This is a genomic window from Kosakonia sp. CCTCC M2018092 (assembly GCF_003864115.1).
Lineage (GTDB): Bacteria > Pseudomonadota > Gammaproteobacteria > Enterobacterales > Enterobacteriaceae > Kosakonia > Kosakonia cowanii.
Genome location: NZ_CP034225.1, coordinates 1,901,070 through 1,919,720 on the forward strand (window position 1 = coordinate 1,901,070; position 18,651 = coordinate 1,919,720).

Consider the following 18,651-nt stretch of genomic DNA (forward strand, 5'->3'; position numbering starts at 1 on the left):
TTGAGGTTCACAATATGGCCACTTTGCGCGAACTTATTATAAAAATTTCAGCTGACTCGAGTTCTTTCCAGACTGAGATCGCACGCGCATCACGAATGGGATCAGAATATTACAGAACCATGCAAAATGGTGGTCGTCAGGCTGCATCTGCCGCAAGAGAGAGCGAAAGGGCATTATCAGATCTTACAAATGGTTTTGCGTCAGCAGGTAAAGCTGCTGCTGCGGCAACTGCTGCTTTTGCTACCGGAAAATTGGTGCAGATTGCGGACGAATGGAACTCAGTGAATGCTCGTCTTCAACAGGCTTCATCTTCTGCAGAAGATTTTTCGACATCGCAACGTCAGCTTATGGAGATCAGTCAGCGAACGGGTACAGCGTTCTCTGATAATGCCAACCTCTTTGCCAGAGCCGCCGCATCGATGCGCGAATACGGCTATAGCTCGGAAGAAGTGCTTAAAATCACCGAAGCCGTTTCTACCGGGCTGAAGCTTTCCGGCGCAAGCACGCAGGAGTCAAGTTCTGTCATTACGCAGTTTAGCCAGGCACTTGCTCAGGGCGTATTGCGTGGCGAAGAGTTTAATGCAGTCAACGAGGCGGGTGATCGTGTGATCCGCGCCCTTGCTACAGGCATGGGCGTTGCGCGTAAAGACCTCAAGAGTATGGCCGACCAGGGAAAACTCACTATCGATAAAGTTGTGCCAGCGCTAATGAGCCAGCTTGGGGCGTTACAGGGTGAGTTTGCAACGATGCCGCAGACTGTATCAGGCTCATTGCAAAAGGTCACAAACTCATTCATGGGGTGGGTTGGTGGTGTTAACCAAGCAACAGGGGCAACTGAAGCACTCTCTGGAGGTCTTGACGGTGTTGCTGCAACTCTGGATTCACTTACCTCATCGGCTGTAACAGGTGCTCTGAGTGATGTAGCAGACAATATGTCAATAATTACTACCGTTGCTGGAGCGCTTGTCGGGGTTGGTCTTGCAAAATATCTCAGTGGTGTAATGGCGAGCGCTACAAGCGCGACAGGAGCGCTGATCTCCGCAGCAAAGGCGGAGGTCGCTCTTGCGGTAGCTCAGGACAGAGCCGCGCAGTCCGCTGTTGCTGCATCACGAGCTGATGTCTATCGTGCCCAGCAGGCACTTCAAAAAGCTAAAAGCGCCGACATACAGGCTGCACAGCAGGAAAAAATAGCAGCTGCAGAATCAAAAGTTACTGCAGCTCAGGCCAAACTCTCAGCCGTCCTTGCAGGTGGTACGGCAACTGAAAAGGTGCGAGCCAGAGCAGCACTTGAGCGAGCTCAGGCTGGACTTGCTGCTGCGAAAAATGCAGATGTGCAGGCAGCTGCAGAAAGAAGACTTGCTCAGGCAGAAGCAGCTCGCGCCAGAAGCATCGCAAACCGAGTAAATGCTCAAAATAATCTGAACAGCGTGACGGCAGTGGGAACGAGGCTCTTAAGCGGGGCATTAGGTGTAATTGGTGGCTTTCCCGGCCTGATTATGCTGGGCGCTGGGGCATGGTATGCAGTTTATCAAAATCAGGAGCAGGCCCGGCGTTCTGCTCAAGAATATGCCAGCCAGATAGACCAAATCAGAGAAAAAACCTCATCAATGTCGCTTCCCGAAGTTGATAATAACCGTAAGTTAACAATAGAGGCTATGCAGGAGCAAAAACGCCTCATTGATGAGCAAGAAAAAAGCGTAAAAAACCTCAATAAACAAATCCAAGATTTAAATGAGAGCAGGGGGAAACCTGGGTTAAATCGTGACAATGATTTAAATATCACAAGAGCTATCGCAATATTGACAGAACAAGTTGTTGTTGAAGAAGATAAACTCAAACAGTTACGTGAAAAATCTGCCGATATTTTAAAAGCTCTTGAGGTCAACGAGAGAAGAAGAAACGATCTTATTAAAGAGCGAGCCTGGCGTCAGAATGCTGAATATCAGTCCCTGCTGATGATGAACGGCCAGCATGAAAAATTTAACCAGTTGCTCGGGCTTGGCAATCAGTTACTGATGGCCCGTCAGGGAATGACCCTGGCACCCCTTCGTGTTCCTCAGGCAGAAGCCTCGCAGAAACAGACTGACGCGCTCGAAAAAAGCCGCCGCGAGCTGGCCCTGTCCCGCCTGAAAGGCGAGGCAAAAGAGCGCGCACGGCTTGGCTATGCTGCTGATGAGCTCGGCCTGACGACTGATCCGCAATTCCAGACCAACCGGCTTGAGTACATCAATAACGGGCTTGAAGAGTGGCGCAATAACGAGGCCAACAAGAAGCAGCCCAAAGGGCCAAAGACGGACGAAGAAAAGGCCGCTGATGCTTATAAAAGGATGATTAAGCAGCAAAAGGAGCAGATCGCCCTGCAGGGCCAGAGCACCGAACTTGCCAGGGTGAAATATCAGGTGGTTGAGGGTGAGTTGTCCACCCTGGACAAGGCGCAGAAGGCTGAACTGATGCGCAACGCTGCCTTAATCGACCAAGTCAAACTGCGTGAGCAGCTGCGTAATTACGAGGCGAATCTGGCTGACAGCAACGCCAGCGCCAGGGCGGCGAATGATGCGCAGCTCATTGGTTACGGTCAGGGCACCAGGTTCCGTGAGCGGATGCAGGAGCAGTTTAATATCCGTAAGGAGTTTGAGCAGAAGAATACCGATTTGCTCCGGCAGCGGCAGGCCGGGGACATTGACGAAACCTTCTACCAGCAGGGGCTGGCACTCAACAAACGCTATCTGGAAGAGCGGCTGCGCGACCAGGAGGGGTATTACACCGCTTCCGATGCGCAGCGCGGTGACTGGTTGACAGGCATGGCTGAGGGCTATGCGAACTGGGTGGACGAGTCAACGGACTATTCCGCGATGGCTGCTGACGGGATGAAGCAGGCCATGGGCGGCGCGGTGACCACCATTACCGACATGCTCAATGGCAACCTCGACAGCTGGAAGGACTGGGGCATGAACGTGCTGAAAATCATCGAGACCGTTCTCGTTAATATGATGGTCGCGAATGCGGCAAGTTCTCTCGGTTCGCTTTTCAGCTTTGGTGCCTCCTCAGCGGCAACGGCCAGCAGCGGGACGGCCATTCAGAGCGCCGCCTCAAACTTCACCTTCAACGCCAAAGGCGGCGTCTACGACTCACCCTCCCTCAGCGCCTACAGCGGTGGTGTCTACCAGACCCCACAGCTCTTTGCCTTTGCGAAAGGGGCCGGGGTGTTTGGCGAAGCAGGTCCGGAGGCGATTATGCCGCTCACGCGCGCGGCGGATGGTTCGCTCGGCGTTCGCGCAGTCGGCGCGCCGCAATTTTCCGGCGGTGGCCCGTCCGTGTCGTTCGGCGATATCAACATCAATGGCGGTGCGCAGTCCACGGCGGGGCAGGGAGCAGCCGCAACTGCCGGCAGGCAACTCAAGGATGCAATCGTGACGGTGATTAATGAGCAGGCCAGCATGCCGGGATCGCCTTTGTGGCGGCTTTTGAAAGGAGCGTAATCATGGCAGTTGAGACCTTCTCCTGGTGCCCGAAGGTGGCGGCGCAGGCTGATACCAGTTTCCGCACCCGTAAAGCGCAGTTCGGGGATAATTATGCACAGGTGGCCGGGGACGGCATCAACCCGGTCACATCGCAATGGAGCGTGAGTTTTACTGGCGATGAAGCGTATGTCCAGGCCATAAAGGCGTTTCTGAAGCGGCACGCCGGCTGGAAGTCCTTCATCTGGAAGCCGCCCCTAGAGCCTGCGGGGCTTTGGCGGTCTGAATCCCTCCAGATAGCCACTCACGGCAACGACAAATACACCCTCAGCACTACATTCATTCAGGCATACCATCCATGAGCATTTCATCTGATGTCCAGAAACTGGAGCCGGGCAGCCGTGTCCGCCTTATCGAGGTTGACGGCGAGGCGTTCGGCGCCGGCATTCTGCGGTTTCATAACGAAACTCTCCCTCACACAGAGGCCGAGATCATTGCTGCGGGCGGCGATGCGTCGAAGCTCCAGCCGAAATCGGTCTGGTGGCAGGGGCTGGAGTACGGTGCGTGGCCCTTTGAACTGACTGGCCTGTCCGTCAGCAGCGACGGGCAGAGCGCCCGCCCGACACTGACCGTGGCAAATATCTCCGGCACGATAGGCGCGCTCTGCCGTCGCTTTCAGGGAATGGCAAAGGCAAAAGTAATTATTCACGAGACCTTCGCTCATTACCTTGATGCCCGTAACTTTGCTGGCGGCAATCCGGGTGCTAATCCGAATGAGGAGCGCAAACAGGTCTATTACATCGACCGTAAATCCAGCTCGGATGATGAAACCGTGGAGTTTGAACTGTCCAGCCCGGCAGATCTTCGTGGACAGCTCATCCCCACGCGGCAGATCCAGCCCATGTGCACCTGGTGCATGCGCGGGTGGTACAAAACCGGCAACGGTTGTACCTATGCCGGGCAGAATGGCTGGTTCGATAAGGACGGCAACCGGGTGGATGATCCTTCGAAGGACGTGTGCTCAGGCCTGTTGTCGACCGGGTGTAAACCCCGGTTCGGCGCCAACAATGAACTCGACTACGGCGGCTTTCCGGGTGCGTCACTTCTGAGGGGGTAACATGCGGGACAAGACAATTAGCGCAATTCTGGCGCATGCGGCGCAGTCGTTCCCGGCTGAATGCTGCGGTGTGGTGATCCAGAAAGGGCGGGTTGAGAAGTATGTCGCCTGCCGGAATCTGGCTACCTCCCCGGAGGAGCAGTTTGAACTGTCACCGGAGGATTACGCGGCAGCCGAAGAGCAGGGCACTGTGGTTGCCGTGGTGCACAGCCACCCCGGCGACGGCGCCACGACGCAGCCGAGTGAACTCGACATGCTGATGTGCGACGCGACCGAAGTGCCGTGGGTGGTCGCGTCATGGCCTGAAGGCGATATCCGCACCATCATGCCGCGCGGCGATCGCCCGCTGACCGGGCGTCAGTTTGTTCTCGGGCATGCTGACTGCTGGTCCCTTATCCGTGATTACTTCCGCACTGAACACGGTATCGCGCTGCCCGACTACAGCGTCGATCGCCACTGGTGGGAGGAGGGCGAAAACCTCTATATGGATAACTGGTACGCATGCGGTTTCAGGGAATTCGACGGTCCATCCCGGCCCGGCGATATGGTCATTATGCAGGTGCAGGCCAGCGTGCCGAATCATGCCGGCGTCCTGCTGGAGGGCAACATGCTGCTGCACCACCTGTACGGGCAGCTCAGCCAGCGCATTCCGTATGGCGGCTATTACCGTGACCGGACCATTAAAGTTTTACGGTACAAGGATCTGATGTGATGGAAAAACGAACCGTTATCAAGCTGAGCGGATCGATGGCGCAGCGCTTCGGGCGCACGCACCGCCGGGCGCTGTCCTGTGCCAGCGAGGTTTTCAGGGCGCTGTCCAGCACGGTGGGCGGCTTTGAGGATTATCTCCGCGAGGCGCGCGCCAGGGGGCTGGATTTCATTATCTTCCGTGATCGCCGCAACATCGGTCAGGAAGAGTTTTCGCTTCTCGGCCCCGGCGATGAGCTGCGCATTATTCCGGTGATCCGCGGCAGCAAGCGTGCCGGCATTTTCCAGGCGGTGCTCGGGGTTGCCCTGATTGCCGGGGGGATCGCCCTTGGTCCTGCCGGGGCAGGGCTTATTGGTAAAGGGGTCGCGCTGAATGTTGCGCTGGTCGGTGCATCGATGGCGCTGGGCGGCGTGGTTCAGTTGCTGTCACCGCAGGTGGCAGGGATGAGGATGCGTCAGGATCCGGACAACAAGCCAAGCTATGCTTTCGGCGGCCCGGTCAACACCACCGCCAGCGGCAATCCCGTACCGCTTCTCTACGGCCAGCGGGAGATCGGGGGTGCCATCATTTCAGCCGGCATTTATGCAGAAGATCAGCAGTAAGGCCCATTTTAAGCAGGCTCAGAGGTATCAAATGGATAACAAGGCAGATTTTTTAAATAGGTACGGCTTCGCCGCTGATCATTTCACTGTTGAGACGTTTTGTGGCTTTTTCAAGGCATTCGAACATAGCAGACAAGGAATCCCATGTATCGCTGATCCCCTTCCCGTAAGCCTGAAAATAAATACAGAAACGATAGCCTGTGAACTTATTCCCGCTAGTATCGATATAGTCCGTTATGAGGGGGCTGATGCGGAAGGAGCCTTTTCTAAAATCGGGCCGTTCTATCTGAAGGTATACAGATAGCTTCTCATAAACCCACATGAAGGTTTTTTTATCTGCATTCAATTCTATTTGCCGAATGAAAAACTCAAGCCTTCCTTTAATGGCATGAGTGCATCTGTACATTATCGCTGCGGGTTGTGGATACGGAGCTCCAGACAGGAGGCAGTCAGTACTTTCCAGTACGCTATCAGGTCCGTTGATCCATTTTATAAATGCGTAAAAATCCTTTATTGCACATTCATCTGAATGCTCAATAAAGTCTTCCAGGTGGGTTTCAATCAGTTCGGGGTTATCGCGAAAGTTATAGTACTTTCCTGGCCGATGTTCATGCCCTTTAGTTCTGTCCCAGGGTTGTGAGCGTCTACCTGAATCAGTAATTTCAAAAGATGAAACGACGATCATTGATATTTCCTTAATAAATCAGTACAGGCGGTAACAAATATCTGCGATTGAAAACTGAAGCATGCAAAGACAACATACCCGGGAATTTCAAACTGCAACATCCTGATATTCGATCAGTTATTTACACAATACCGCCTGTGGGCGGTTTTTTTATGGGCGCGATATGACGAACACAGCGATTAAAGGGCGGAAGGGCGGTAGCACCAAGACCCGCACCCCGGTGGAAGCCCCGGACAGTATTCAGTCCATAGCCAGAGCCAAAATACTTGTCGCGCTCGGCGAAGGTGAATTTGCCGGCGGGCTGGACGGGCGCAGCATTTATCTCGGCGACGCGTCATCGTATACCCCGCTGCAGAATGCAGACGGCAGTTACAACTTCAACAACGTTAAATACGAGTTTCGTTCCGGCACTCAGGACCAGAGCTATATTCAGGGCTTTCCGGGCGTTGAGAATGAGCTGCAGGTCGCCTACGAACTCAAAGCTGCTGTGCCGTATGTCCGTTCCGTCTCCAATACCCAGCTTTCAGCACTGCGCATCCGCCTCGGCTGGCCCTCGCTGCTGAACCAGAAAGACAACGGCGATAAGGTGGGTACGCGCGTTGAGTATGCGATCGAGCTGTCGGTCGACGGTGGTGCATACGCGCCCGTGGTTAAAGGCGCTGTCGATGACAAGACCACCACCCTCTATGAGCGCAGTCACCGTATCGACCTGCCGAAAGCCACAACCGGCTGGCAGCTGCGCGTGCGCCGGATTACACCGGATTCGACGACGGTGAATGTTGTGGACAGTATGCGCGTTGAGGCGGTCACCGAGATCATCGACGCGAAGCTGCGTTACCCCAACACGGCGCTGCTCTACATTGAATTCGATGCGAAGCAGTTCCCGAACGGCATTCCGCAGGTGGTGTGCAATCCGAAGGGGCGCATTATTCGCGTGCCTGATACTTACGACCCTGACACGCGAACCTACTCCGGCACCTGGGAAGGCGGGTTTAAATGGGCATGGACCGATAACCCTGCGTGGATTTATTACGACATCGTGCTGAATGAGCGGTTCGGGCTTGGTCAGAGGATTGATGCGACCCAGATTGATAAATGGGAGCTGTACCGCATCGCGCAGTACTGCGATCAGCCGGTACCGGATGGCAAAGGCGGCAGCGGTAAGGAGCCGCGCTTCCGGTGTAATGTCTACATCCAGGAGCGCAATGACGCCTGGACGGTGCTGCGCGACCTGGCCGGCATTTTCCGTGGTATGACCTACTGGGGCGACAACAAGCTGTATGTGCTGGCCGATATGCCCCGCGATATCTGGCACATCTACAACCACGCCAGTGTGGTCGACGGTAAGTTTACCTTTGCCGATCCCAGCGAAACCACGCGCAACACCGCCGCGCTGGTTAACTGGTCCGATCCGGCGAATCACTACAAAGACACACCGGAAGTCGTTTATGACAAAGATCTGGCGATGCGCTTCGATTACAGCCAGCTCGAAATGACGGCCATCGGCTGCACCCGGCAGTCAGAGGCAAACCGGCGCGGGCGCTGGGCGCTGCTCACGAATGGCATTGGTGAGGTGGTGACCTTCAGCACGGGTATGGATGTTCCCCCTGTCGGTGAGGTGATCGGCGTGGCCGCGAACGAGCTGGCCGGCAGGGTGATTGGCGGCAGGGTAAGCGCGGTAAGCGGTCGTAATATCACGCTTGACCGTGCCGCAGATGTCAAAGCCGGTAACCGGCTTTTCCTCAACCTGCCCTCGGGTGTCGCGCAGGCCCGGACCGTGCAGGCAGTGAAGGGCAATGTTGTCACGGTCACCACGGCCTACAGCGAAACGCCTGAGGCGGAGTGCTGCTGGGGAGTGGATGCTGACGATCTGTTTATCGCGCTCTTTCGTGTAACCGGCACCCGTGACAACGATGACGGAACTTTCGAGGTCACCGGAGCGACGTACAGCCCGGATATTTATGCTGCGGTCGATACCGGCGCGCGGCTCGATGAAAGGCCAGTCAGCGTCATTCCGCCCGGCGTGCAGGCACCGCCGGAAAACATCGTCATCGACAGCTATTCGACGGTCAGCCAGAACATAGCGATCACCACCATGCGTGTTGCCTGGGATTCTGTTAAAGGGGCAATCGCCTACGAAGCCGAGTGGCGGCGCGACAGCGGTAACTGGGTGAGCGTACCCCGCACGTCCTCTCTTGGTTTCGAGGTGCCGGGCATCTACGCCGGGCGTTATCTGGTGCGGGTGCGGGCGGTGAACGCCAGCGATGTTTCGTCCATATGGGCGACATCAGCTGAGGTCACGCTCACCGGGAAAGTGGGTAATCCGCCGAAACCGCTAGGCTTCACCGCCTCGGAAACGGTTGTGTTTGGTATCGAGCTGAACTGGGGCTTCCCGGCAAACACGGACGACACGCTGAAAACGGAGATCCAGTACAGCCTGACCGGAACCGACGACGATGCCATGCTGCTGGCCGACGTGCCTTACCCGCTGCGTAAGTATCAGCAGATGGGGCTCAAGGCCGGGCAGGTTTTCTGGTACCGCGCGCAGCTGGTGGACCGGACCGGCAACGAATCCGGTTACACAGACTGGATCCGCGGTCAGTCCAGCTCCGATGTGACCGATATTACAGAGGCCGTGCTCGCGCAGATCAAGGATACGGAACTTTTCAAAGACCTCATTGAAAACGCCGTGGAGAGCAGCCAGGCAGTCGCGGATCTGGCTGAGGCAGTGAAGCAGAACGCCGACGGCCTGGCTGCGGCGGCAGGCGCAAACCGCCAGACGGCAGAAGCTATCATCGGCAATGCTCTGGCGATCGCCGACGTGGTGGTGCGCCAGTCAGCCCAGCAGGGCGCTAACTCGGCGCGGTTCGAACAGCTGCGCGAGGTGATCGCCACCGAAACAGAGGCGCGCGTTACCGATGTGATCCGCCTGGAGGCGAAGACAGACCAGAACACGGCCGGTATTACCGAGGTGCGACAGGCGCTGGCAAACGAAACCGAGGCACGGGCGACAGCTGTCGATCAGCTTACCGCGCAGACGGAAGAGAACAAGGCCAGTGTTACGGAGCTGACGCAGACCGTGACGGATCTGGACTCATCAACTGCGTCTCGCTTTGATGAGATTTCCGCAGAGATAGCGGGCATTGATGGCAGCGATATCAGAGGGGGAGTACAGAGCAATTCCATCGCGCTGATGACCAACACGCTGGCGCAGGTCAGTCAGTCCACCCGAATGAGCGTGCAGTACGGCGCTAACGCCGCCAGTATCCAGCGCGTTGATACTGTTATGGCGGACGCCAGCCAGGCTGTGGCTGAGTCGCTCAGAACGCTGGATGCCAGCGCCGGCGGCGGCACGGCTACAGCCACTGACTTTGCGAAAACGATGGCGGATTTTTCGCAGGTCTCCGCGACAAAAATCAACTCCCTTTCAGTGACGGTAAACGGTCAGCAGGCGGCAATCGTCCAGAATGCTCAGGTTTCTGCCGACATCAACAATAACCTGAATGCGATGTACAGCATCAAGGTGGGCGTTGATGCCAATGGCCGCCAGTACGCCGCGGGGATGGGGATCGGGGTGCAGAACACCCCGGCGGGCATGCAGTCGCAGATCCTCTTTCTGGCGGATCGGTTCGCTGTCATGACACAGGCAGGCGGAACGGTGAGCCTGCCGTTCGTGGTGCAGAACGGGCAGACCTTCATCAACGAAGCCTTTATCAATTACGCGTCAATCACCCTCGCCCGGGTGGGATCGTGGTATTCCGCCAACTATGTGGCCGGGCAGACCGGCACCATCATGAAGGCGGACGGAACGTTTGAGGTCAACGGCGCGGTATCGGGCCAGGGACGCATGCAGATAACGAACAACCGCATCATCTCTTTCGACTCACAAAACCGGCCGGCAGCTGTTATGGGGCAACGCTTATAATGCAGATGTTTATAGCAGGCACCAGCTTTGACGCCATCAACGCCATGGCGGCCAGTTATGTTCTGGATGTCATTACCATCACCGGTACCGGGAGTAAAACCTACTCCCTGGCCGGGGTGGAACTGACGTATGCCATCGTGAATGACTTTATGGGAGGGCAGTTAACCGGTGCAACCTACAGCGTCAGTGTCAGCGGCTTAACCGTGTCGTGGAACGTCAATAATGCCGTCACCCTGATTGTGTATGGCAGCCCGGTGGCGGGCACACAGAGCGACTACTTTGGCTTTCAGCTCTTCCAGTACCTGAATGGGGTGAGGACGGTCAAACTGGCACCTAATTATGTCCCGTTTTGCCTGCGGGAAATCATCGATGTGCCTGCCGGCGCGCGAACGGTGCAGACGCAGGTTCCGGCGGGTAACCCGATCATGTGCTTTCACAGGCACACCGGGGCGGCAATGGACATTAGCTGGTGGAAGCCCGCCACTGCAAACGGGTATCACGCGCTGCAGTTTCCCACGGATGGCAGCAATCAGACCGGGTGCAGGGTGTATGTGTTTTCGAATATTCTCGCGAACATTCCGGATTACGGGTTCTATCTTTACCGCGACGGGCAGATGGTCTGGCACAGCAACTGCCTTCCCCTTCAGGTTATTCCGCTCACAAACGGGGATATCACCAGTGATACGCCGCTGGCGGTATCGTCTAGTGTCACGGCGCATATCTTCGTGCCGCAGGACCCGGCTTATCCGACGGGGTACAGCAATTTTATGTGTGCATCTGCGGGAAATGACGGGACCCGGTATAAGGTGCAGGTGGGAAAAGTATTCCAGAGCACCTTTATCAGCAGTCCCGACGAGGGCAGGCGAATGAGAGGGTGGGCATGTGGCGGGGTCGGGTATATCGAAACGCAGTTCTATGACCAGTACTACAGATATGCCCTTGGCCTGGCCTGATATTATCACTCCGTCAGCGGCAGCCTGTCGCAGGACGATGTATCCGTAAAAGCACTTCGTTCAACCCACTGATAACCGAAGCTGCTGCCGGAGAGATATTCGGTGGTGCTGACCGGTTTTCTTATGCCGAATACCGGTACCGCCACCCGGCTTTTCATCACCACCGCCCCGTTATAGCACAGCGGCGGCGTGTTGCTGGCGCAGCCTGATGCTATTAACGAAACCAGCATAACCGCCGCAGCGTTAATTATTTTCATCTTTATTCCCTGAACAGTATGGATGTGAATCCATTCTATTGGCCGCCTGGTCAGGCGCTAAATAGATTAAACAGATCAATATTTCCTGATTGATCGACTTTATCGATCGTTTATACGCGCGCCGTTTTCTGGCGCCATGCCCGGAGAAAACATGATTTACACAACTGGCTCCATCGCGGTCAGCGGCAACACCCTGACCGGCACCGGCACGAATTTCACACAGGCAGGCTCTCTTATCCGTTCCGGCTGCACGGTGCTGGCGCTGACCAGCCCGGCGCAGGCCTTCCAGATCACCGCCATCGACAGCGCGACCAGCCTCACGGTGACCCCGGCGGCCAGCCCGGCGGTTCCCGCCGGCACTTCGTTCGCCATTCTGCTGAGCGACAGCCTCAGCGTTGACGGCCTGGCGCAGGATATCGCCGAGACTCTCACCATGTACCAGCGTTATATGGGGGGCTTTGCTGACGTGATGAATGGGGCCGGCGATTTGACCATCACCATCAACGGTCAGCCCGTTACTGTACCTGGTCAGAAGTCGCTGGCAAAGAAAGGGGCTAACAGCGATATCACCTCCCTTAGCGGGCTCACCACTGCGCTCAGTATTGCGCAGGGCGGGACGGGCGCAAAGGATGCTGCCGGGGCGCGTGCAGCGTTTGATCTGGACAATCTGTATCTGCGAGGAGACCGGAACCTGGCGGACGTCAAAAGCAAAAAGACCGCGCGCGATAACCTGGGCGTCAATGCCAGCCCGAATATGTGGTACGTATGGCAAAACCCGAATGTCACCTCGCGGCTGACTTTCCCCTCCTGCAACAGCGCGGAGGGAGAGATCCGGGTCCGCATCGCCAAAGACGGCATCAGGGTGAAGGGCATCCTGCGGTACCCGGCGGGCACGATGACGAACGGCAAGACCATCATCACCTGCCAGCCGATCGACATTGACGGCAACACGCGGACCGGTCTGAACAGTACATTTGCCACGGGCTATGTGCAGTATTCGAACGGGACGATGGGCACGGCCATCTTACAGGCGGTGGATAACAGCGGCGGCATCCCGGTCGTTATTGCCTCCACCGACGGGCTGAATATCAACTGGATAATTCTGGATCTTCATTTCGCGTTCACATCAACATCCGGAGCATAAAATGCCAGACACCTATGTGAAAAAATACACTGTCTCATTCGTTTACGATAATAACGCGCCAGAAATCGCTGAAGCTTTTCCGAGCAAATACATGGTCAATTTTAACGGTGAGTTAGTCGGATATAACGCCGGTTTTTTTGTTATTGAACCGGGTTCGGTCATCGACAGCTACAGGAATGTCATTGCGGGCAGCATGGATGAATTCAGCGCGAAATACACCGTGCTGGAAACGTCGGAGGCGGGAAGCTAAATACCGGCGATGCGCATGAAAAAAGCCCCGGCGACGGGGCAGTTACATTCCGCGCCTGTCTGGTGCAGGCTACGGGGCTTTATTAATTTTAGTCGAAAGATGATTTAACTTAAGAAAAATTCTCGGCGGTTCAAGCCGTTGACAAATCTTCTTGCCGCTTCGCCTTGATAACGCTCTCGCTTATGAATACTGTATATTTAAACAGTAATTAAGCGAGGCTACTATGACACATCCTCTATTTTCCATCAGCGGTCTGTCTCCGCAAGCGCAGTACATTGAAATCGGCTCGGACGTTCTGGCTGTGGAGCAACGTGCCGAAGCCAACGCCGGTTCTATGCTGCTGATAGCTTTCATGGGCCGCCGGCAGATCGCGCGGTTATGCGGAGCGTCGTTGATCACGGAAGAGGGGGAGGCGATTGAGGGCGACGCCCTGGATGACGTGGAAATGCTTGGCGTGGTTACGCACATCATTCGTCCCGCGGCGTTCGACGACTATCCGGTGATGTGAGATGTTCGCCCTCGTCGATGCCAACTCTTTCTATGCTTCATGCGAACAGGCGTTCAGGCCAGAGCTTGACCTCGTGCCTGTAGTTGTGGCTTCGAACAATGACGGCTGCGTGATCGCCCGGTCGGCGCTTGCCAAAAATCTGGGCATCAAAACTGGCGATCCGATCTTCAAAAATACCGAGCTTTTCCGGCGTCATGGCGTGGTCTGTTTCAGCTCTAATTACGAGCTCTATGGCGATATGAGCAACAGGATGATGTCGACGCTGGAAGAGATATGTCCGCGTGTATCGGTTTACAGTATTGACGAGGCATTCTGCGATTTGACCGGCGTGCGTAACTGTCGTGATTTGACCGATTTCGGGCGGGAGATTAAGCAGACGGTTTATCAGCGCACGCTGTTACATGTGGGGGTGGGCATCGCTCCTACAAAGACGCTTGCCAAGCTGGCGAACCACGCCGCGAAGACATGGAAGGCAACCGGCGGCGTGGTGGATTTATCAAACATCTCCCGCCAGCGGAAGCTGATGGCGCTACTTCCCTGTAATGAAGTTTGGGGAATAGGATCGCGGATCAGCAAGAAACTGGCAGCCATGGGGATAAAGACGGCTCTTCAGCTGGCAGATGCTGATATACGCTTTATCCGCAAACACTTCAGCGTGGTGATGGAAAGAACAGTGCGCGAGCTGCGCGGCGAATCTTGTCTGGAGTTCGACGAGTTTCAGCCGGCTAAGCAGGAGATCTGTTGCAGCAGGTCTTTTGGTCAGCGCGTCACCGACTATACGGAAATGCGCCAGGCCATAGTAAGCTATGCCACGCGCGCGGCAGAGAAGCTGCGCGGAGAACATCAGTTCTGCCGGTATGTGTCTGCCTTCGTTAAAACCTCGCCTTTTGCACTCGATGAACCCTATTACGGCAAGCATGCCGGAACAAAGCTCTTAACTCCTACACAGGACACACGCGACATTGTGGCCGCTGCTGTGCGCTGCCTTGATGCGGTCTGGAAAGACGGTCACCGGTACCAGAAAGGCGGCATCCTCCTGGGTGACTTTTTCAGCCAGGGTGTGGCGCAGCTAAACCTATTTGACGACACCGCCCCGCGGGCAAACGCCACGGCGCTGATGGATATCCTCGACTCTGTTAACCAGCGGAACGGCCGGGGCACGCTGTTTTTTGCAGGGCAGGGGATCGAGAAGAAATGGCAGATGAAAAGGGAGATGCTGTCGCCCCGCTGGACTACCCGACTGACGGATGTGCCGCGGGTATTTTAGCTGATGAAATCGCCGCTGAAGCGAGGGAGATCATGACAGGGGTTTTACCTTCATTTTACCTTAGTTTTACCTTAGACAATTTTCGGGCATAAAAAAACCAGCCGTAAGAGGCTGGTTTAATTGGGGAATTTTGGTCGGCACGAGAGGATTTGAACCTCCGACCCCTGACACCCCATGACAGAGGCTCATATCTTAAGAGCCTATAAGTGCCAGAAGCGGACATTACTAAATCCGCACTGCATTAATTTTTTTGCGCAGGCCAACAACATTTCGCAGGTATTCGTGAAATCGAGCTACAGCGTATAAACACAGCGGGTGATAATGCCAAAAAAGTAAACCGGGCAGATAGCAACAACCGAAAGGCTGCCTCTGTGGGGGAGAAACATGCACGACTTGCAGTGGTTAAAACTGCTGAAACAGTTGAATCGGTGATGAAAATCAAAGGTAGCAGCATAACCACCATCATCTTGCCCTTTGTCATGTGAAAACGTTAAAACTCTGTAGACTCAATTCACCGCCGCCTTACCTACACCAGAAAGGTAGTGGTTATTGGCGGATCAAAAAACTTGAATCGCCCGGGTGGCTCCTGCGAATCAATATTCTGACTTCAGGCTGATACTAATCAAAGGCCACTCATTATGGCCTTTTCTCAACTTCAGGGATGCCTATGAAAAATGTTATGGTGTTCTTCAATCGGCAGCAAGTAGTGGTTGTCAGGGTTGAAGATGGCACTACCACAATACTCCGTGAATACCCGAATGGTGAGGAAACTCATCTTAAGATTATGTATGCGGGAGTTCATTCGCTAACTGGCGATCATATTGAGTTTTGTGTAGCCTCAGACAGAGAAATTACATCAAATGAAATCGTCGAAGCTGCAAACAAACTTTTGAAATAGCTCGAGCTTGCTATTTTCTCAAATAAAAAAGCCTTCTGAACAAAGGCAAACTTGAGGTACGGCATTGTTTCTTGTTTTCAGTTCCCTCAATTCTCTCTGAAGGTGTGGCTCATCCATAAGCCATTCCCTGGGTCGGGTTGCGCACCATTTAAGATGCCTGCTAAGTATGGTCTACAAACCATTTACAACAAGCGTAAGCGGAAGACTAATTCAAAAGTTTTTATTAACGGCAGAGGAAAGACTATTACGGCATTACAACAGGCATTCACTGTGTGTCTGTGATAATGCCAGGAAAAAATCGGGCAAGCCTCTGTTCCGGCTTGACACCAGATGTCCTGCGAACGAGGCGACGGCATCGGCAGTGTGCGCATTGCAACCAACTCCCGATTTACCAGTGGTGTGAGGGATTATTCCTGAGCGCACTCATGGAAGATAACCTATGATTTATAAAAGGTTGAGTGTGAAAAAGGAGTATGTATGAAACCTGAAGAACTGGAGCGTAAAGCTGAGCAAGAAATTTCTGCTCTTATTACTAAAAAAATCACTGAGCTACGGAAAAAAACAGGCAAGGAAGTTTCTGAGATCGAGTTTATCCCGAGTGAGACCATGTCCGGTCTTGAGGGGTATAAAGTAAAAATAAAACTTATGTAGAATAAACAGGTCGCTTAGACGGCCTTTTTTATTGATCCCAGTTGACCGGTGCGCCCGGAATGCGCATACAGTTCACTGCATTTAAGGACTGTGAACCGCCGCAGATCTTCATTACCGCAAGTGTTTTGCCCTACGAAGGACGAACTGCCCCTTCACTCAAGGGTATCCAGTTAATCTGCGCCATAACCCCGTGCCGTTCCAGAGAACTCCATCCCGTCACACCATCTGACCAGACCGGGCAGCTCGGTGACTTCAGAATGCGTGTCCGGCGTATCATCCGGCAGGGGTAAACCGGAGGGGTTAAAGAGTTTTACCTCCGCGTCCATCGCCGTCAGCAGGCGACCAGCTTCTTTCGCGGCAAAGTGGCTGCAGGAACGATCTCTTACTGAGCCAGACAGGATCAGAGTCCGGGGCGACTCCTGCATGTAAAGGCGTTCAGCGATGTGGTTATCACAGCATTCAGGGCAGGAAATGGTTCCATTTTTCTCCTCCGGAGAGAGCTGATGATTTCAAAATTAACATATATGATTTAACATATGTGTATTCTAAAGGGAACGGAGTGAAAAATGCTACAGCCTGCTCAGCTTTTCAAAATCCTGTCGGATGAAACACGGCTCGCCATCGTCATGCTTCTCCGGGAGTCAGGAGAACTGTGCGTCTGCGATATCTGCGCGGTCATTTCCGAATCGCAGCCCAAAATCTCGCGACATATGGCCATTCTTCGCGAGGCCGGACTGGTACTGGACCGTCGTGAAGGCAAATGGATCCACTATCGTCTGTCACCCCACATACCGGCATGGGCAGCTGAGACAATCACGACATCCTGGCAGTGTATGCGGGAGGATTTACGTAAATGGCTGGATAAATCAGCCTGCACCTTCTGCTGAGGAAGAAAAACACATTTACATAATCATATATAATGGAGTCTGAGATGCTTTTGGCAGGGAGTATATTTTTACTGACGCTGATACTGGTGATCTGGCAGCCCAGAGGCCTGAGTATTGGATGGAGCGCGAGTATCGGGGCTGTGCTGGCGCTGGTAACCGGTGTCATCCATATCGCTGATATTCCCGTTGTCTGGAATATCATCTGGAACGCGACAGCGGCATTTATTGCGGTCATAATCATCAGCCTGCTGCTCGACGAGTGCGGCTTCTTCCAGTGGGCAGCACTGCACGTCTCACGCTGGGGTAACGGTCGTGGCCGCCTGTTGTTTACCTGGATAGTGTTGCTCGGTGCCGCTGTTGCTGCTTTGTTCGCCAATGACGGTGCCGCGCTGATCCTGACGCCAATTGTGATGGCAATGCTGCTTGCAATGGGATTCAGCAAGGGCACAACGCTGGCCTTTGTGATGGCCGCAGGATTTATAGCAGATACGGCCAGCCTGCCGCTCATTGTTTCTAACCTGGTGAATATCGTCTCGGCGGACTTTTTCGGTCTGAGCTTTACGCAGTATGCCTCCGTTATGATCCCCGTAGATGTGGCAGCAATTGCGGCCACGCTGGTCATGATGCATCTCTTCTTCCGCAGGGACATTCCTGCGACGTATGACGTTTCGCTGCTGAAGAAGCCTGCCAGTGTGATAAAAGATCCGGCAACGTTCAGGGCGGGCTGGATTGTCCTGTTATTGCTGCTTGTCGGTTTCTTTGTTCTGGAGCCTCTGGGGATCCCGGTCAGTGCGATAGCGGCTGCTGGCGCAGCAGTGCTGTTTATAGTGGCGAAAAGAGGTCATGCCATCAACACGGGAAAAGTCCTGCGCGGTGCGCCATGGCAGATCGTTATTTTTTCGCTGGGCATGTACCTGGTGGTCTATGGCCTTCGCAACGCAGGGCTCACGGAGTATCTGTCTGGCATGCTGAACCTGCTGGCAGAAAAGGGGTTATGGGCAGCAACGTTCGGCACCGGCTTCCTGACCGCGTTCCTTTCATCGGTGATGAACAATATGCCGACTGTGCTGATTGGCGCGCTGTCGATTGACGGGAGTACGGCGACTGGCGTCGTTAAAGAGGCAATGATTTATGCCAATGTGATTGGCTGCGATTTAGGCCCGAAAATCACCCCGATTGGCAGTCTGGCAACCCTGCTCTGGCTGCATGTGCTTGCCCAGAAAAATATAACGATTACCTGGGGATATTACTTCCGCACCGGCATTATCATGACTCTGCCCGTGCTCTTTATCACTCTGGCGATGCTGGCGTGGCGACTATCTGTCACTTTGTAGTGAGAA

General features: G+C 54.6%; 17 protein-coding genes and 1 pseudogene. 15 read left to right on the forward strand and 3 right to left on the reverse strand.

What is annotated here, in order from left to right:
- Window positions 1-14 precede the first annotated feature (14 nt).
- From EH164_RS09075 to EH164_RS09095, 5 genes are read left to right on the forward strand one after another with little or no spacing between them, the layout of a single operon-like run.
- Window positions 15-3,479, forward strand: a complete 3,465-nt coding sequence (locus EH164_RS09075; RefSeq protein ID WP_124971366.1) for a phage tail tape measure protein — start codon at window positions 15-17, stop codon at window positions 3,477-3,479.
- A 2-nt stretch (window positions 3,480-3,481) separates the two neighbouring features.
- A complete protein-coding gene (locus EH164_RS09080; RefSeq protein WP_124968006.1) occupies window positions 3,482-3,820 on the forward strand; it encodes a phage tail protein in 339 nt (112 codons plus the stop codon).
- Window positions 3,817-4,575: a phage minor tail protein L gene (locus EH164_RS09085; RefSeq protein WP_124968007.1), complete on the forward strand. Its 759-nt coding sequence runs from the start codon at window positions 3,817-3,819 to the stop codon at window positions 4,573-4,575. Before EH164_RS09080 ends, EH164_RS09085 begins: the two co-directional genes overlap by 4 nt.
- Window position 4,576: 1 nt before the next feature.
- Window positions 4,577-5,287 carry a C40 family peptidase gene (locus EH164_RS09090; RefSeq protein WP_124968008.1) on the forward strand — a complete coding sequence of 237 codons (711 nt, stop codon included), beginning with the start codon at window positions 4,577-4,579 and terminating at the stop codon, window positions 5,285-5,287.
- Complete coding sequence (locus EH164_RS09095; RefSeq protein ID WP_124968009.1) at window positions 5,287-5,886, forward strand: tail assembly protein; 600 nt, start codon at window positions 5,287-5,289, stop codon at window positions 5,884-5,886. The genes EH164_RS09090 and EH164_RS09095 overlap by 1 nt, the downstream gene beginning before the upstream one ends.
- A gap of 52 nt (window positions 5,887-5,938) precedes the next feature.
- Here the strand turns inward: EH164_RS09095 and EH164_RS22745 are convergent, their stop codons facing one another.
- A complete protein-coding gene (locus tag EH164_RS22745; RefSeq protein WP_241175018.1) occupies window positions 5,939-6,571 on the reverse strand; it encodes a hypothetical protein in 633 nt (210 codons plus the stop codon).
- 163 nt (window positions 6,572-6,734) lie between these two features.
- On the opposite strand from EH164_RS22745, the gene EH164_RS09105 reads away from it, so the two are divergent.
- Both EH164_RS09105 and EH164_RS09110 read left to right on the forward strand, forming a co-directional pair.
- Complete coding sequence (locus tag EH164_RS09105) at window positions 6,735-10,496, forward strand: phage tail protein (protein ID WP_124968010.1); 3,762 nt, start codon at window positions 6,735-6,737, stop codon at window positions 10,494-10,496.
- Window positions 10,496-11,449: a hypothetical protein gene (locus EH164_RS09110; RefSeq protein WP_124968011.1), complete on the forward strand. Its 954-nt coding sequence runs from the start codon at window positions 10,496-10,498 to the stop codon at window positions 11,447-11,449. Before EH164_RS09105 ends, EH164_RS09110 begins: the two co-directional genes overlap by 1 nt.
- 5 nt (window positions 11,450-11,454) lie before the next feature.
- On the opposite strand, the gene EH164_RS09115 is transcribed toward EH164_RS09110, so the two are convergent.
- Window positions 11,455-11,706, reverse strand: coding sequence for a hypothetical protein (locus EH164_RS09115; RefSeq protein ID WP_124968012.1), 252 nt, complete (start codon window positions 11,704-11,706; stop codon window positions 11,455-11,457).
- A gap of 151 nt (window positions 11,707-11,857) precedes the next feature.
- On the opposite strand from EH164_RS09115, the gene EH164_RS22750 reads away from it, so the two are divergent.
- The 6 genes from EH164_RS22750 to EH164_RS09145 all read left to right on the forward strand — a co-directional run bounded on the left by EH164_RS22750 (window position 11,858) and on the right by EH164_RS09145 (window position 16,424).
- Entirely contained in the window at window positions 11,858-12,850 is a 993-nt protein-coding gene (locus tag EH164_RS22750; protein WP_241175019.1) for a hypothetical protein, read from the forward strand.
- Between the two features lies 1 nt (window position 12,851).
- Window positions 12,852-13,100, forward strand: a complete 249-nt coding sequence (locus EH164_RS09125) for a hypothetical protein (RefSeq protein ID WP_124968013.1) — start codon at window positions 12,852-12,854, stop codon at window positions 13,098-13,100.
- A 223-nt stretch (window positions 13,101-13,323) separates the two neighbouring features.
- Window positions 13,324-13,608: a hypothetical protein gene (locus EH164_RS09130; protein WP_124968014.1), complete on the forward strand. Its 285-nt coding sequence runs from the start codon at window positions 13,324-13,326 to the stop codon at window positions 13,606-13,608.
- A 1-nt stretch (window position 13,609) separates the two neighbouring features.
- Window positions 13,610-14,875 (forward strand): translesion error-prone DNA polymerase V subunit UmuC, encoded by a 1,266-nt coding sequence (gene umuC, locus EH164_RS09135; RefSeq protein WP_124968015.1) that lies wholly within the window; start codon window positions 13,610-13,612, stop codon window positions 14,873-14,875.
- Between the two features lie 667 nt (window positions 14,876-15,542).
- Window positions 15,543-15,773: a hypothetical protein gene (locus EH164_RS09140; protein WP_124968016.1), complete on the forward strand. Its 231-nt coding sequence runs from the start codon at window positions 15,543-15,545 to the stop codon at window positions 15,771-15,773.
- 477 nt (window positions 15,774-16,250) lie between these two features.
- A complete protein-coding gene (locus tag EH164_RS09145; RefSeq protein ID WP_124968017.1) occupies window positions 16,251-16,424 on the forward strand; it encodes a GnsA/GnsB family addiction module toxin in 174 nt (57 codons plus the stop codon).
- Window positions 16,425-16,476: 52 nt separating this feature from the next.
- On the opposite strand, the pseudogene EH164_RS09150 reads toward EH164_RS09145, so the two are convergent.
- Window positions 16,477-16,897: pseudogene (locus EH164_RS09150) on the reverse strand (NADPH-dependent FMN reductase); the annotation flags it as partial.
- 93 nt (window positions 16,898-16,990) lie between these two features.
- On the opposite strand from EH164_RS09150, the gene EH164_RS09155 reads away from it, so the two are divergent.
- Together EH164_RS09155 and EH164_RS09160 are read left to right on the forward strand one after the other, a co-directional pair.
- The gene (locus EH164_RS09155; RefSeq protein ID WP_124968018.1) at window positions 16,991-17,311 is read left to right on the forward strand and encodes a metalloregulator ArsR/SmtB family transcription factor; all 321 of its coding nucleotides are present in this window, start codon (window positions 16,991-16,993) and stop codon (window positions 17,309-17,311) included.
- A 44-nt stretch (window positions 17,312-17,355) separates the two neighbouring features.
- Window positions 17,356-18,645: an arsenic transporter gene (locus tag EH164_RS09160; protein WP_124968019.1), complete on the forward strand. Its 1,290-nt coding sequence runs from the start codon at window positions 17,356-17,358 to the stop codon at window positions 18,643-18,645.
- Window positions 18,646-18,651: the final 6 nt, after the last annotated feature.